At 64.9% G+C, this 15156-nt stretch carries 12 protein-coding genes; 7 read left to right on the forward strand and 5 right to left on the reverse strand.

The annotated features are described in order from the left end of the window. Window positions 1–34: 34 nt before the first annotated feature. Together JI743_RS04975 and JI743_RS04980 are read right to left on the reverse strand one after the other, a co-directional pair. Window positions 35–2128, reverse strand: coding sequence for a malate synthase G (locus JI743_RS04975; RefSeq protein WP_201926498.1), 2094 nt, complete (start codon window positions 2126–2128; stop codon window positions 35–37). A 140-nt stretch (window positions 2129–2268) separates the two neighbouring features. Further along, window positions 2269–3432 carry a GGDEF domain-containing protein gene (locus JI743_RS04980; protein WP_201926501.1) on the reverse strand — a complete coding sequence of 388 codons (1164 nt, stop codon included), beginning with the start codon at window positions 3430–3432 and terminating at the stop codon, window positions 2269–2271. A gap of 492 nt (window positions 3433–3924) precedes the next feature. Between JI743_RS04980 and JI743_RS04985 the strand changes: the two genes are divergently transcribed. The 7 genes from JI743_RS04985 to JI743_RS05015 all read left to right on the forward strand — a co-directional run bounded on the left by JI743_RS04985 (window position 3925) and on the right by JI743_RS05015 (window position 10604). After that, window positions 3925–5133: a hydrolase gene (locus tag JI743_RS04985; RefSeq protein WP_201926503.1), complete on the forward strand. Its 1209-nt coding sequence runs from the start codon at window positions 3925–3927 to the stop codon at window positions 5131–5133. Then, the gene (locus JI743_RS04990) at window positions 5130–6131 is read left to right on the forward strand and encodes an arginine N-succinyltransferase (protein WP_201926505.1); all 1002 of its coding nucleotides are present in this window, start codon (window positions 5130–5132) and stop codon (window positions 6129–6131) included. Before JI743_RS04985 ends, JI743_RS04990 begins: the two co-directional genes overlap by 4 nt. Window position 6132: 1 nt before the next feature. Further along, window positions 6133–7383 (forward strand): N-succinylarginine dihydrolase, encoded by a 1251-nt coding sequence (locus JI743_RS04995; RefSeq protein WP_201926507.1) that lies wholly within the window; start codon window positions 6133–6135, stop codon window positions 7381–7383. Window positions 7384–7455: 72 nt separating this feature from the next. After that, window positions 7456–8112: a hypothetical protein gene (locus tag JI743_RS05000; RefSeq protein ID WP_201926509.1), complete on the forward strand. Its 657-nt coding sequence runs from the start codon at window positions 7456–7458 to the stop codon at window positions 8110–8112. 87 nt (window positions 8113–8199) lie between these two features. Next, window positions 8200–9282: a helix-turn-helix transcriptional regulator gene (locus JI743_RS05005; protein ID WP_201926511.1), complete on the forward strand. Its 1083-nt coding sequence runs from the start codon at window positions 8200–8202 to the stop codon at window positions 9280–9282. 269 nt (window positions 9283–9551) lie between these two features. Next, on the forward strand, window positions 9552–9800 hold the full coding sequence (locus JI743_RS05010; RefSeq protein WP_201926513.1) for a hypothetical protein: 249 nt from the start codon (window positions 9552–9554) through the stop codon (window positions 9798–9800). Window positions 9801–9848: 48 nt separating this feature from the next. Continuing rightward, complete coding sequence (locus JI743_RS05015; RefSeq protein WP_201926515.1) at window positions 9849–10604, forward strand: alpha/beta fold hydrolase; 756 nt, start codon at window positions 9849–9851, stop codon at window positions 10602–10604. Here the strand turns inward: JI743_RS05015 and JI743_RS05020 are convergent. The 3 genes from JI743_RS05020 to JI743_RS05030 form a co-directional block, all read right to left on the reverse strand. Next, window positions 10555–11604 carry an alpha/beta fold hydrolase gene (locus tag JI743_RS05020; RefSeq protein WP_236659691.1) on the reverse strand — a complete coding sequence of 350 codons (1050 nt, stop codon included), beginning with the start codon at window positions 11602–11604 and terminating at the stop codon, window positions 10555–10557. The two genes, JI743_RS05015 and JI743_RS05020, sit on opposite strands and share 50 nt — an antisense overlap. A 76-nt stretch (window positions 11605–11680) precedes the next feature. Then, window positions 11681–13309: an MFS transporter gene (locus tag JI743_RS05025; RefSeq protein WP_201926519.1), complete on the reverse strand. Its 1629-nt coding sequence runs from the start codon at window positions 13307–13309 to the stop codon at window positions 11681–11683. Window positions 13310–13426: 117 nt separating this feature from the next. Then, complete coding sequence (locus tag JI743_RS05030; protein WP_201926521.1) at window positions 13427–14803, reverse strand: DEAD/DEAH box helicase; 1377 nt, start codon at window positions 14801–14803, stop codon at window positions 13427–13429. Between the last annotated feature and the right edge of the window lie 353 nt (window positions 14804–15156).

The raw sequence follows: 15156 nt of genomic DNA on the forward strand, positions 1-15156 counted from the left end.
CTGGCGGATCCCGGTGCCCCCTGGGGACAGGACCCTAAGCCGCCTTCTTCTTCTGCCGATAGGCATGCAGCAACGGCTCGGTATATCCCGACGGCTGCTTGACCCCCTCGAAAATCAGCGCGCGCGCCGCCTGCCACGCCACGCCGTCGGGCGTCAGCCTCTCATAGAGCGGGTCGCCCGCATTCTGCGCGTCGACCTTTGCCGCCATGCGCGCGAGCGCCGCGTCGACCTGTTCGGCGGTGCACACGCCGTGGAGCAGCCAGTTGGCGAGCGCCTGGCTCGAAATGCGCAAGGTCGCGCGGTCTTCCATCAACCCCACATCGTCGATGTCGGGAACCTTCGAACAGCCGACACCCTGGTCGATCCAGCGCACGACATATCCCAAAATGCCCTGGCAATTATTGTCGAGCTCGCGGCGCACCTCCGCCTCGCTCCAGTTGCGCCCGTGCGCCACCGGAATCGTCAGCAACCGGCCGAGCGACGGCACCGTCTCGTGCGCGATTTCCTTCTGCCGCGCGAACACATCGACCGCATGATAATGGAGCGCGTGCAGCGTCGCGGCGGTCGGCGACGGAACCCAGGCGGTATTCGCGCCCGATTTCGGATGGCCGATCTTCGCCTCCAGCATCGCCTTCATCAGGTCGGGCATCGCCCACATGCCCTTGCCGATCTGCGCCTTGCCCGACAGGCCGCACGCCAGCCCGATGCGGACGTTGCGGTCTTCGTAAGCGGCGATCCAGTCGCTCGCCTTCATCTCGCCCTTGGGGATCATCGGCCCAGCGCGCATCGACGTGTGGATTTCATCGCCGGTGCGGTCAAGGAAGCCGGTGTTGATAAAGACGATGCGGTCCTTCACCGCCTCGATGCACGCGGCAAGGTTCGCCGACGTCCGCCGCTCCTCGTCCATCACGCCGACCTTGATCGTGTGGCGCGGCAGGCCCAGCATATCCTCGACCGCGTCGAACAATCGGTCGGTGAAGGCGCATTCCTCCGGCCCATGCTGCTTGGGCTTGACGATATAGATGCCGCCCGCACGGCTGTTGATCAGCTCGCCAAGCCCCTTGACGTCGTGGAGCGCACAAAGGCTGGTGATAACGGCATCGCACAGCCCCTCGGGCGCTTCGCTGCCATCGGGCAGCCGCACCATCGGCGTCGTCATCAGATGGCCGACGTTGCGCACGAACATCACGCTGCGCCCGTGCAACGCAAAGCGCGTGCCCTCGGGCGACGTCCATTCGCGGTCGGGCACCATCGCGCGCGTTACCGTCTTGCCGCCCTTGTCGAAACTTTCGGTCAGGTCGCCGCGCATCAGCCCCAGCCAGTTGGAATAGCCGAGGATCTTGTCTTCGCCATCGACCGCCGCGACGCTGTCCTCAAGGTCGATGATCGTCGTCAGCGCTGCCTCCAGGATCACGTCGGCGATGCCCGCGGGGTCGGTCTTGCCGATCGGATGGTCGGGATCGATCGCCAGTTCGATGTGCAGGCCGTTGTGCTTGAGCAAGATGCCGCCGGGCTTGCTTCCCACCCATTGCGACGGGTCGGCGAGCGTCAGCTGTCCCCCCTGCCAGTCCGCCCATTTCCCGTCGGCCAGCGGCACCGCCTCGTCGAGAAACGCCTTGGCGCGCGCGATCACCGCCGCGCCGCGGTCCGCATCATAGCCGCCGGGCCGCGCGGGCGGCGCGTCGAGCGCGTCGGTGCCGTAAAGGGCATCATAAAGGCTCCCCCAGCGCGCATTGGCGGCGTTGAGCGCGAAGCGGGCATTGAGCGCCGGAACGACAAGCTGCGGCCCCGCCATCGTCGCGATCTCGGGATCGACATTGGCGGTGCCGACCGAAAAGCCGACGGGTTCGGGAACCAGATAACCGATGTCGTACAGAAAGGCCTGATAGGCTTCGGCGTCGTGCGGCTGGCCTTCGCGGGCGATGTGCCACCCGTCGATCTGTACCTGCAACGCCTCGCGCCGTTCGAGCAGCGCGGCATTTTCGGGCGCGAAGCGCGTCAGCAAAGCGGCGAAATCGGCCCAGAATTTTTGCGCGTCGACGCCGGTCCCCGGCAGCGCCTTGTCTTCGATGAAGGAAATCAGACGCGAATCGACGGAAAGGCCGTGACGGTCGCTAAAATCGGTCATTCAAACACCCTCTGGTCAGCGCAAGCGCGCAATGGGACCCGGGGAGGAAGGGCAGCCGCGCTATGCCGCGAATGCGCCGCGAAGGCAACCGCCTGCGCGGCGCCACTCTCTGCCAGGGCCAGGCCCCCAGGGGCAGGCCTTTAGGCGACTTCGTTCGCGGCGCGCAGTTCGCTCAGTTCGACGCGGACGAGATTGCGGCCGCCCGCCTTGGCGCGGTACAGCGCTTCGTCGGCGCGCCGCGACAGGTCGGCAAGGCTGTCGCTTGCGGTGCGTTGGGCGACGCCGAACGACGCCGTGAAACGCTGGTTGACGCCCAGTATCGGCAATTGTTTCGTGGCAAAGCGGCCGCGCACCGTCTCGGCGTAAAGCCGTCCGTCGGACAGCATCGCATCGGGAAGCAGCACGGCGAATTCCTCGCCGCCGATGCGCCCGACGATCGCATCATCGGGCGCGGCGTCGCGCATGATGGCCGCGAAATGCGCGATCACCCCGTCTCCCGCCGCGTGCCCGAAATTGTCGTTGATCTGCTTGAAATAGTCGAGGTCGGCGACGACGAGCACGGCATCGCCCTGTTCGAGCGCCGCCTCGGCATGAAATTCGAACCCGCGCCGGTTTAGCACGCTCGACAGCGGGTCGGTCTCCGAACGGACGATCATCTCGGCGGTCGTGTCGCGCATCATCACGAGCAGCATCACCAGCGCCTGCGCGACCAGCGTCCCGGCACCGAGGCTCTGCGAAATCGCGGCATAGTCGGTCGCCATATAGTCCTGCGCGAGGCTGGCCTGACCCAATTGCCACGCGATCAGCGGACGCGAGGCATAGATCAGCGCGGCCGTCGCCATCACGCCCGCGAGCAACAGGTCGAGCTTCAACCGCCGCCCCGATTCGATCAGTGCCAACAGGATGAGCAACTGCATCGCAAAATATGGCGACTGGTACAGCATCACGCGGTGCGGCGAAGCATAGGGAATGGAAAAGGTCAGCGGGATGGTGAAGATTGTGACGATCCAGATTCCCGCGATAACCGGCCAGCGCGGGTCGAAGCCATAGTGCCGCGCGACCCCTACGACGCAAAAGGTCATCGCGAGCAAATAGGTCAGAAAGACCGCGATGCCGACCGGGACGGGGTTCGTCTGCGTCGGAAGCAGATATTCGAACAGGATCGTCGCCACGCCCGTCGCATAGCCGAGCGAAATCCACTTCGCGCCGTGCGCCGACCGGCTGATGGCAGCGACCACGGCAAAGGCCACCGCGAAAATCCCCGCGATGAACAAATTGATGCCAAGAACGAAAGCAGCCGTCACCGAATCCCAGTTTCCATCCCGATTTCCTGCCCGTTTCCAACCCTATACCGCCCACGCAAACGATCGATTAACGCGGGCGCTGAATTAGGGTCAGGACCCATTAATTACGCGTACGAGGTTTGAAGCGATTTTGTTCAGTGCGAGGAGGCAAGGCGACGGAATATGTCGATATTTCAAGGCTTGCCGACGAAGCAATGGACAAAATCGGTCAAATCCCGGAGGGACGCCGAAATGGCTTCGATCTCGGGCCCGTGCGGCCTTGCGGGTAGCGATGCTACCCGCTGCACCCGCCCGGACCCGATATCTTCGCCATTTCGACGCCTCGTACGCGTAATTAATGGGTCCTGACCCTAACGCTGGCGCCGAATCTTCGGTCCGCGCGCGATCATGGTACGGATGGAAATTGGCCGTAGTGACAGCGGTCACACAGGCCGCCGACAATAATCGTCGCCGGGGTGTAAATAGGTGCGGCTGCTCGCTATACGCCTTCCGATGACCAGCCTCACTGAAACCGAACGGGCCGCTCTTGACCAAGCCGCGGGTGCGCCGATGCTCGCCGCGGTCGAACGCTGGGCGGCGGTGAACAGCGGCACGGGCAATCTCGCGGGGCTTCGGACCGTCGCCGGCATGCTCGCCGATGCCTTTTCCGCGCTTCCCGGCGACGTGCGCCTCGTCGATCCCGATCCGGTCGAGGCGGTCGATCCCGACGGCAGCATCCGCACCGTCGAGCGCGGCGCGCACCTGCACCTGCGCATGCGGCCCGATGCGCCGGTGCAGCTTCTCCTGACCGGCCATATGGACACGGTCTTTGCCGCCGATCACCCGTTCCAGACGCTCCGGTGGCTCGACGACGGCGTCCTCAACGGCCCCGGCACCGCCGATATGAAGGGCGGCCTTGCGGTCATCCTCGCGGCGCTGTCGGCCGTCGAAACCTCGCCGCTTGCATCACGCATCGGCTATGACGTGATGATCAACAGCGACGAAGAGACGGGCAGCCATGCTTCGGCAGGGCTGATTGCCGAACTGGCCGCGGGCAAGACCGCCGCGCTCACCTACGAACCCGCGCTTCCCGACGGCACGCTCGCGGGCGCTCGGCCGGGAAGCGGCAACTTCAGCGTCACGATTCACGGCCGCCCGGCCCACGCCGGCCGCAACCCCGAAGAGGGGCGCAACGCGCTCGTCGCCGCGGCCGACCTCGCGCTGCGGTTGAATGCGCTCAAATCATTGGAACTCAAGGTAAATCCTGCGCGAATCGACGGCGGCGGGCCGAACAATGTCGTCCCCGACCAGGCGATCCTCCGCGTCAACATGCGCCCCTCGACCCCCGCGGCAAAGGCCGCCGCCGAAGCCACGCTCCGCGACACCATCGCCAACATCGAACGCGACCACGACGTCCACTGCCACCTCCACGGCGGCTTCAACCGCCCGCCCAAGCCGCTCGACCCCGCCGCGACGCGATTGTTCGAACTCGTCCGCGAATGCGGCAGCGCGCTCGGCCTCTCAATCGGCTGGAACGCGACCGGCGGCGTGTGCGACGGCAACAATATCGCGGCCTGCGGCGTACCCGTGGTCGACACGATGGGGCCACGCGGCGGCGCGATCCATTCTTCGGACGAGTTTCTTATTGTCGACAGCCTTGCCGAACGCGCGCAATTGTCGGCACTCACCATAATGAAAATAGCAGAACGGGGGACTGTGTGAGCTATGTGATCCGGGCGGCCAAACCGGGCGATCTCCAGAGCATCTATGAAATGGCGAAGCTGACGGGGGGCGGGTTCACCAACCTGCCGCCCGACAAAAAGGCACTGCGCGGCAAGCTCGAGCGTGCCGAGGCGAGCTTTGCTTCCGAAAAGGAATATCCGGCCGACGAGCTGTATCTGATGGTGCTCGCCGATGCCGAGACCGACGAGGTGCGCGGAACGTGCCAGGTGTTCGGTCAGGTCGGCCAACGCTGGCCCTTTTATTCCTATCGCATCGGCACCGACAGCAAGCACAGCGAGCAGCTTGGGCGCACTTTTCACGCGCAAATCCTGATGCTGAGCAACGACCTCAACGGCGCGAGCGAGGTCGGCGGGCTGTTCCTCCATCCGGCGGCGCGCGCCGGCGGACTCGGCCTGCTGCTCGCGCGGTCGCGCTACCTGTTCATCGCGCGTCACCGCGCGCGCTTCGCCGACCGCATCCTTGCCGAGCTGCGCGGCGTGATCGACGAAGCAGGCGGCTCGCCCTTCTGGGACGGGGTCGCGGGCAAATTTTTCGGGATGAGCTTTCAGGAAGCCGATCAGTTCAACGCGGTCCACGGCAACCAGTTCATCGCCGACCTGATGCCCAAGCACCCCGTCTATATCGCGATGCTTCCCGAAAGCGCGCGCAGCGTTATCGGCGTCCCCCACCCCAGCGGCCGCGCGGCGATGCGGATGCTGGAAAATGAGGGCTTCGCCTTCGATAATTACATCGACATTTTTGACGGCGGCCCGACGATGACCGCACGCACCGACCAGGTCGCGAGCATCCGCAATGCGCAGCATCTCGAAGTCACCGGCATTGCCGAGGGTGAGAGTGATGCGCTGATCGCAACCGGACGCCTCGCGGGCTTCCGCTGTTGCTTCGGCAAGGTCGGCGCGGGGGGGACGATCGACGCTGCGACCGCCCGATTGCTCGGCGTCAGCCCCGGCGACGACATCAGCTGGATTGGACGCTGACATGCTCACCGAGATCAATTTCGACGGCATCATCGGCCCGACGCACAATTATGCGGGGTTGAGCCGCGGCAATATCGCCTCGGCGAGCCACGCAGGCGACGTGTCGCAGCCGCGCGCCGCGGCGCTGCAAGGCATCGAAAAGATGCGCCACAATCTGGCTCTCGGTCTGCCGCAGGGCTTTTTCATGCCGCTGGACCGCCCCGATGCGGCGTGGCTCGAAACGCTCGGCACCAGCCTCGACAATGCCGAGCCGCATTTGCGCGCGCAGGCCTGGTCGGCGTCGTCGATGTGGGCAGCAAACGCCGCGACCGTGTCGCCTGCGCCCGACAGCGGCGACGGCAAATGCCATCTGACCGTCGCCAATCTCGTCACCATGCCGCACCGCAGCCACGAATGGCAGGGAACGCTCGCGCAGCTTCGCCTCGCCTTTGCGCATCCGGCCTTTGCCGTCCACGGGCCCATCCCCGCCCCCTTCGGCGACGAAGGCGCGGCGAACCACATGCGCCTTTGCAACGGGCACGACCAGTCGGGCGTCGAGATATTCGTCTATGGCGTCGGCGGCGGCCGCTTCCCGGCGCGCCAGCATCTCGACGCTTCGAAAGCGCTCGCCCGGCATCACCGGCTCGATCCCGCGCGCACCCTGTTCATCCGCCAATCGGACACGGCGATTCAGGGCGGCGCCTTTCACAACGATGTCGTCGCGGTGGCGAACGAGCATGTGCTGTTCACCCACGAAACGGCGTTCGAAGATCGCGAAGGCGCACATGCGCAGATCCGCGCGGCCTTTCCAGATGTCGAGATCGTCGAGGTGCCGGCAAGCGCGGTGAGCCTGTCCGACGCGATCAAATCCTATCTGTTCAACGCGCAGCTCGTCAGCTTGCCGGACGGCGGCGGCATGGGGCTCGTGCTGCCCACCGAAGCGCGCGACACGCCGAGCGTCTGGAACTGGCTGGAGGCGCATGTCGCGGGTAACGGCCCGATCCGCCGACTCTATCCTGTCGATGTCCGCCAATCGATGGCGAATGGCGGGGGGCCCGCCTGTTTGCGGCTCCGCGTCGTCGCCGACACCGCGACCGTCGATCCGCGCTTCGTTGCGGACACGGCAAAACTCGACCGCATCGCCGATGTGATCGCCGCGCATTGGCCCGAGGCAATCGCACCGTCCGACCTCGCATCAACCGCGCTTGCCGCCGATGTGGTGCGTGCGCGTCGCGCGCTTCTCGACGCGCTCGATCTGGGAGAGCTTGGCTAGGGTCAAGACCATAGAGCCGGTGCGCCGCCGCCACTATTGACCCGGCACGCGAAGCGCGCCACCACATCGGCGATGGACGATCAACAGGACCGGGACCAGGCACCGCGCGCCGCACTACCGCCGATCGAGCGTGCGATCCGCTATCTGCCGCTTATCGCCATCAGCAATTTCCTCATCGCCGTCCCGGCCTTCGCGCTGTCGATAGCGGTCGCCTATTTCACCTTCATCCAGGCCGATGCGACGACGAAGATGCAGATTGCGAGCGTCTGGCCCTATGTCGCCTTTGAAACGTCGAACCGCAACGAACAGGATGATCCCTTCATTCGGTTGTCATTGACGAACAAGGGGGTCGGGCCCGCGCATATCCGCGGCCTCGAAGTCCGTTATCGCGACAAGCCCTATACGCAGTTTCGCGAGGTGCTGGGCGCCTGTTGCAGCGATTCGCCCGAGACCCTGTCGGTCGGCATCGGCAGCATGCTCGGCGAAGTCCTGCGACCCGGTGAGAATGTGATGTTCGCGCAGCTCGACCCGCAAAAGGTTCCCGCCGACACCTGGTCGCGCTTCGACGAGGAGCGGCTGAAGCTGAAGGTTCGGATCTGCTATTGCTCGGTGTTCGAGGATTGCTGGATCGCCGACAGCGGCAACGACCGGGCAACCCCGGTCAAGCAATGTCCTGCCGACTGGCATCAATTCTACGGTTCGGCAGAGCTGGGCAGAATGCGCAACTGACGCGAACGGCGCTCGCCGTCACAGCCGCCTTGTATTTTTGGCTCCGCTTTCAGACAATAAGCTCTCTTTGCTTTCGGGGGACAGGCATTGCAGACCGATCTCGTCGACCGCATTTACGAATGCTCCGTGGTTCCAGAGGCGTGGCCCGCGGTCCTCGACGATGTCGCCGCGCTGGCAAAGGCGACCGGCGGCCTGCTGTTCTCGGCGCACAAGGCGCTCAATTGGACGGCGTCCGAAAGCGTCAGCGATGTCTTTGCCTCTTATGTCAACGATGGCTGGTTCGGGAAATGCAGCCGCCGCGTCTGCCTGATGAGCCAGGACGCGCCCTCCTTCTTCGTCGAGCATGATTTCTGGAGCGAGGACGAGATCGACGCCGACCCCGTCTATCGCGATTTCTTCCGGCCGCGTGGACTCGGCTGGTCGGCGGGCACCGGATTGCAGGTCCCGACCGGCGACAATATCGTCTTCAGTGTCGAGCGCGCCTTTGCCGACGGCCCGGTCGACAGCGCCAGCGTCGCGCGCCTCAATGCCATTCGCCCCCACCTCGCGCGCAGTGCGCTGGTCAGCGCGCGCCTGCAGCTGAAGCGCGCGCAGGGAGCGACCGAAGCGCTCACCGCGCTGCAACTTCCCGCGCTGCTTCTGAAGCCGAGCGGCGAAATCGCCGAAGCGACCCTTCTGGCGCAAGAGCTGGGCGATCATATCGTCTGGGCAGCCCATGGCCATGTCCGGCTGGCGGACCGGCAGGCGGACCGGATGCTCGCCGATGCGCTCGGCGCGATCGGACGGGACGCGGCCGACGATGTCCGATCCTTTCCGCTCCGCGATGCGGATGGCATTCCCGCCTATGTCGCGCACGTGATCCCGGTGCGCCGCAGCGCCCACGATGTTTTCGGCGACAGCTTTGCCCTGTTGTTGTTGGTCCCGGTCGCCTCCGATCGCGCGCCGTCGGCGACGTTGATGAAATCGCTCTTCGACCTGACGCCTTCGGAGGCGCGCGTCGCACAGGGCATCGCGGGCGGTGCGACGCCCGAAGCCATTGCGGCCGATGGCGAGGTCGCGATCAGCACCGTGCGCACGCAGCTACGTCGCGTCTTGGAGAAGACGGGATGTGCGCGTCAGGCCGATCTCGCCGCGCTGCTCGCCCGCATCGGTGCGACGGCTCCCCGCTGAAAATTTTCGAAAACGGCGCGCGATCATCCAAATGGAGGATGCGATGCGCGGGGCGAAATACGACAAGAACGTCAGCTGCCGGCCGTTTCTGCGACCCTAGGCTGGTCAGTCAGCGACACCTTTGCTGCCGCTCGCACCGCGACCGGCGGCAGGGGTGTCGCTATCGCGCCCTTCCCTTTCCTGTCGAATTAACTTACAGTTTACCATCGCTGTGGCGCGCCGATGCAAGGAAATGCGCCACTGGCACGGCTTTTGCTGGATATGGGACGATGTGGAAAAAAGTCGGTCGCCTGTTCGTAATCAAGACCCGGTTCGAAGCCTGTCTTATCATCTACGCGCTGGCCGTTGGCGCGATGGCGCGCGGTACGGCCTATCTTGAGCAATATCCCGGTGTCGGCGGTCAATTGTTGATGGCGGCATGCAGCGGGGCCGTTTTCCTTGCCGGCGCAAAAATCTTTGATTGCCTCCGTTACGAGCAGGCGGCGCGCGCAGCGCAAGCCGTCGAGAATCAGGGCTGACGCCCGTCCGCCTTTCCCTCGCCCCCAAGCTGTGCCAAGGCTGACGGCATGACGAGGATCAGCGGTCGACCCGACATCAGCAGCGAGACCGTTTTTGGGCAGTCGCTTCGCGTCGCGCGCTGGCGGACCGATTTGCCGGGAACGCCCCTTCTCTATCTCAACGGCGTTGGCGCCGACATTGCGACCGCCGCGCCACTGCTCGCGCAGATTTCGGGGCGCGAGGTCTGGACGCTCGACATGCCGGGCGTAGGCGGCTCGCCCGATGCCTTTCTGCCCTATACGGCCTCGGCCATGGCGGCCACTGTGATGACGATCGCCGACCGCTTCGGCCACGACCCGATCGACCTTGCAGGGTTCAGCTGGGGCGGCGCGCTGGCGCAGCAGATCGCAGTGCAATATCGTTCGCGCATTCGCCGGCTCGTGCTGATGGCAACAACGCCCTCGCTTGGGGCACCGGGGATCGGCTGGGCGGCAATGCTCGACGGCGACATTTTGGCCAACGGCCTGCGCTTGCCGACGGCGACGCCACTGGGTCTCGCCTATCAGGGGATGGCGCTCGCCGGCTGGACGAGCGTTCCGATGCTGCCGTTGCTACGCGGCCTGCCGGTTCTGGTCCTGATGGCGCGCGACGATGGCATTGTACCGGCAAGCCACGGTCAGATGATCGCCGACCTGGTCGACGAAGCCCAGATCGAAACGGTTCCGGGCTCACACCTCTTCCCCTTTGCCCATGCCGCGCGAACGGCATCCCGGATCAGCGAATTTCTCGATCAGCCTGCGGCGGAACGGCGAGCCGCCGCGTAAGGAAATCGGCAATCGCCGCAGCGGTCCGGTCGGGTGCCTCTTCCATCGGCAGATGGCCGATGCCTTCGAGCAGCACAACCTCGGACCCCGCGATACGCTCGGCAAAGCTTTGCGCGGCGGTGGAATTGATCAGCCGGTCCTCGCTCCCGAACAGTATGAGCGTCGGGACGGCAATGTCCCCTGCTTTGGCGGCCATATGCGCCTCACGATCGGTGCGCGCGCGAATGACCGTCGCCTCGCGATTGCCGGGAAAGCGCAGCAATTCCCAGTAACGGTCGATCATCGCCTCGTCGATGAAGGCCTCTTCCGAAACCGATCCGCGCAGCGATTGTTCGACCAAGGCGCGCGGCGTGATCCGCGTCGCCAGCCAGCGCCCGAGTGGATATTCGAGGATGCGGAATCCGATGTTCGATTCGGGCGGCTTCTCGCCCTTGCGAAGCGGCATGCCGCTGGCGTCGAGCAACAGCAACGCCTCGACATTCTCGGGGCGCGCCAGCGCATAACGCCACGCCACCCATCCGCCCATCGAATTGCCGCCGAGGATGAAGCGATCGAGGTTCAGCTTGGCGGCAACGACATCGACGGCCGCCATCATCCCGGCAGCGCCATAATCACGGTCGGGGGTCGCGCCCGTCAGGCCGTGCCCCGGCAGGTCGAGCGTGACGACGCGGTAATCGGCACCGAGCCGCGCGACCATCGGCCCCCAGGTGTGGAGGCTCGCATTCGATCCGTGGAGCAAAATAATGACGGGACCGTCGCGCTTGCCCTGATCGCGGTAATGGATGCGCTGCCCCGCCGGGCCCGCCGCAAAGGCCGCGTCGGGTCCGCCATATTTGGCGATCATTGCGTCGCGATCGGTGTCGGGGGTCAGAAGGAGAACGAAGCCGGCAACGAGCGCGGCCAGAATGGCGAGCGGCACAAGCACGCGTTTGCGCCGCCAAAAGGGTCGCCGCAGCGGCGGCGCAAAATCCTCGTCATCATCGTCATCGAAACCGGCCATCACGCCCCCCTCAGAGCAAGGGCGAACCCAGGGTCAGGACCCTAGCGCCGCGATACCGCCCGTCAATGCGCCGCGATCATTCGTGGATCTTGCGCCGGAAGGTTTCGGGCAGGAACAGCAGGCCGACGACAAACGTCAGCAGTGCAATGACGACCGGATACCAGAGACCGTAATAGATATTCCCCGTCGCGGCGACCATCGCAAAGGCGGTGGTCGGCAGGAAGCCGCCGAACCAGCCGTTGCCGATATGATAGGGCAGCGACATCGCCGAATAGCGGATGCGGCTCGGGAACATTTCGACGAGCAGCGCGGCGATCGGGCCGTAAACCATCGTCACGAGCAGCACGAGGTAGAAGAGGATGCCGACGACGAGCGGCTTGTCGATTGCGTCCGTATCCGCCTTGGCAGGGTAGCCGGCGGCGGCCAGCGATTCGGAGAGTGCGGCGCCAAAGCCTTGCCTGTCTGCGACGGAAATCACCTCTTCGCCGACATGCACGAACGCGCGGCCGTCATCGGCACCATCTTCGTTGGCGTACGGAATCCCCGCTTTGGCGAGGGCGGATTTGGCGATGTCGCAGCCCGTGCGGTCGAAAGAGGCGCGACCGATGGGGTCGAACTGAAATGAACAGGTCTCTGCGTGGGCAAACACGATGACAGGCGCGCGTGCCTGCGCCTCGGCGAGCGCCGGATTGGCAGCGGTGGTGAGCAGCTGGAAGGCCGGAAAATAGGTGAGCGCGGCGAGCGCGCAGCCCGCGAGGATGATCGGCTTGCGCCCGATCCGGTCGCTGAGCCAGCCGAAAAAGATGAAGAAAGGCGTGCCCAGCACCAATGCAATCGCGATCAATATATTCGCGGTCGCGCCATCGACCTTCAGCGTCTTTTCGAGGAAGAAGAGCGCATAGAATTGCCCGGTGTACCAGACGACCGCCTGCCCCGCGACCGCACCGAGCAGCGCGACGAGCACCCATTTGAGGTTCGACCAGCGCCCGAACGCTTCGGTCAGCGGAGCCTTCGACGTCGTGCCCTCGGCCTTCATCTGTTTGAACACCGGGCTTTCTTCGAGCTGCATCCGGATCCACAGCGATACGCCCAGCAGGATCACCGAAATCAGGAACGGCAGGCGCCAACCCCATTCGGCGAACGCCTCTTCGCCCAGCAGGGTCCGGGTCGCGATCACGACGAGCAGCGCGGCGAACAGCCCCAGCGTCGCCGTAGTCTGGATAAAACTGGTGAACAGGCCGCGCTTCCCCTCCGGCGCATGTTCGGCAACGTAAGTGGCGGCGCCCCCATATTCGCCGCCGAGCGCCAGCCCTTGCACAAGCCGAAGCACGACGAGCAGGATCGGCGCGGCAACACCGATCGCCGCATAATTGGGCAGAACGCCGACGAGGAAGGTCGACAACCCCATCAGCCCCATCGTCACAAGGAAGGTATATTTGCGCCCGACCAGGTCCCCGATGCGCCCGAAGACGAGCGCCCCGAAAGGACGCACCGCAAAGCCCGCCGCAAAGGCCGCCAGCGCAAAGATAAACCCCGTCGTTTCGTTGACCGCAGAAAAGAACTGCGCCGAAATGACCGTCGCAAGCAGGCCATAGAGGTAGAAATCATACCATTCGAAAATGGTGCCGAGCGACGAGGCGACGATGACCTTGCGCGCATCCTGCCGGGTGTCGATGGGTACTGCTGCCCCGGCCTGTTCGCTCATCCTTTTCCCCGTTCGCCCTGAACCCGTTGAAGGGCCGTTCTTCCTTTTGCCACGCTAGAGGAAAGAACGGTGCTTCGACAAGCTCAGTGCAAACGGAAAAGAGCGAAGTGCCGGGTCTTAACCGACGCGCGTCACCGCGCCCTTGTGCGCGCCGACGCCGCCGCGGCGCGGACGGAAGCGGCGCTTGCGCTGCGGCTGGCCCTCACCTGCTGCACCCTCACGGCGTGGACCGCGCTCGCCGCGCGGTTGGCCGCCGTCGCGCTTGCGCACGGCCTCTTCACGCTGGCGCTGCGGGTCGCGGCCGCGGCCGCCGGTGTCGCGCGGAGGCGTCGCCGGCTTGGGCAGGTTGCGGACCATTTCGTTAAAGCCCTCGGGCAGCTTGACCGGTTCTGCGCGTGTGCGCGTCACGCGCTCGATGTCGCGAATATATGGCTTCTCGTCGGGCGCGACAAAGCTGATTGCGATGCCTTCCGCCCCCGCGCGCGCGGTACGGCCGATGCGGTGGACATATTGTTCGGGAACGTTCGGGATCTCGAAGTTGATCACATGGCTGACCCCCGACACGTCGATTCCGCGCGCCGCAATGTCGGTCGCGACGAGCAGCTTGACCTGCCCCGAGCGGAACGCCTGCAGCGCGGTCGTGCGCTGCGCCTGGCTCTTGTTGCCGTGGATGGCGAAGGCTTCGATCCCTGCGCCCTTCAGGTGGCGGACGACGCGGTCGGCGCCGTGCTTGGTGCGGGTGAAGATCAGCGCCCGGTCGATGTCTTCGGTCTTGAGCACATGGTGGAGAAGCGCTTGCTTTTCCTTCTGCTCGACGAAGGTAATCTGCTGGCGGACCTTCTCGGCGGTCGTCGCCTGCGGCGCCACCGACACCGTAACGGGATCGTTGAGGAACTGGTCGGCCAGACCCGCGATCTCCTTTGGCATCGTCGCGGAAAAGAACAGATTCTGACGGCGCGACGGCAGCAGTTTGGCGACACGCCGCAGCGAATGGATGAAGCCCATGTCCATCATCTGGTCAGCTTCGTCGAGAACGAAGATTTCCACATCGTCGAGTCGCAAAGCGCGCTGGTCGATGAGGTCAAGCAGGCGCCCCGGCGTCGCGACGAGGATGTCGACGCCTTGCGACAAGTCGCGGATCTGCTTGTTGATCGGGACGCCCCCGAACACGGTGGAAACCGACAGCTTCGTGAAGCGACCATAGTCGCGACAACTCTGCGCAATCTGCGCCGCGAGTTCGCGGGTCGGCGCGAGCACCAGCATCCGGCAGCCACGCGGGGTCGGCCGATGCGGATAGGTCAAAAGATGATGGATCGAGGGCAGCGAAAAACCGGCGGTCTTGCCCGTCCCGGTCTGCGCGATACCGCACAGGTCGCGGCCCTTCATCAACGGCGGGATCGCCTGCACCTGGATCGGCGTCGGCGTCGAATAATCCTTGGCGGCAAGCGCGCGATTAATGTCTGCGTGCAGGCCAAAGTCGTTAAAAGTCGTCATAAAATACTCACATAGGGCGACGCGCAGGCGCATCCGTTCGTGTCGAACGGACGGCGCACGGCCGCGGGTTCGAAACGACCCGCGTGAAAGGGTGCCTCTTGGGACAATGCGCTATTCCGGCTCGTCCCGCGCCTGTCTCGGACGGGAAAATCACGCTGCCGGTGGTTACGGCGGGTCGGCCCGCCATGCTGCGCTGCACCATCATATGGGCGATATTGCGTGAAATTGCAAGATCGTTGCGCGAGGCCTCCTCCCTTTCGTCCCGAGCTTGTCGAAGGGCGGTTCTTTCTTCATGAAACAGCAAAGAGGATAACGTCGCCTCGACAAGCTCGGCACGAACGAAAAGGGGGAGG

It is taken from the genome of Sphingopyxis jiangsuensis (assembly GCF_016734905.1).
GTDB classification, from domain to species: domain Bacteria; phylum Pseudomonadota; class Alphaproteobacteria; order Sphingomonadales; family Sphingomonadaceae; genus Sphingopyxis; species Sphingopyxis jiangsuensis.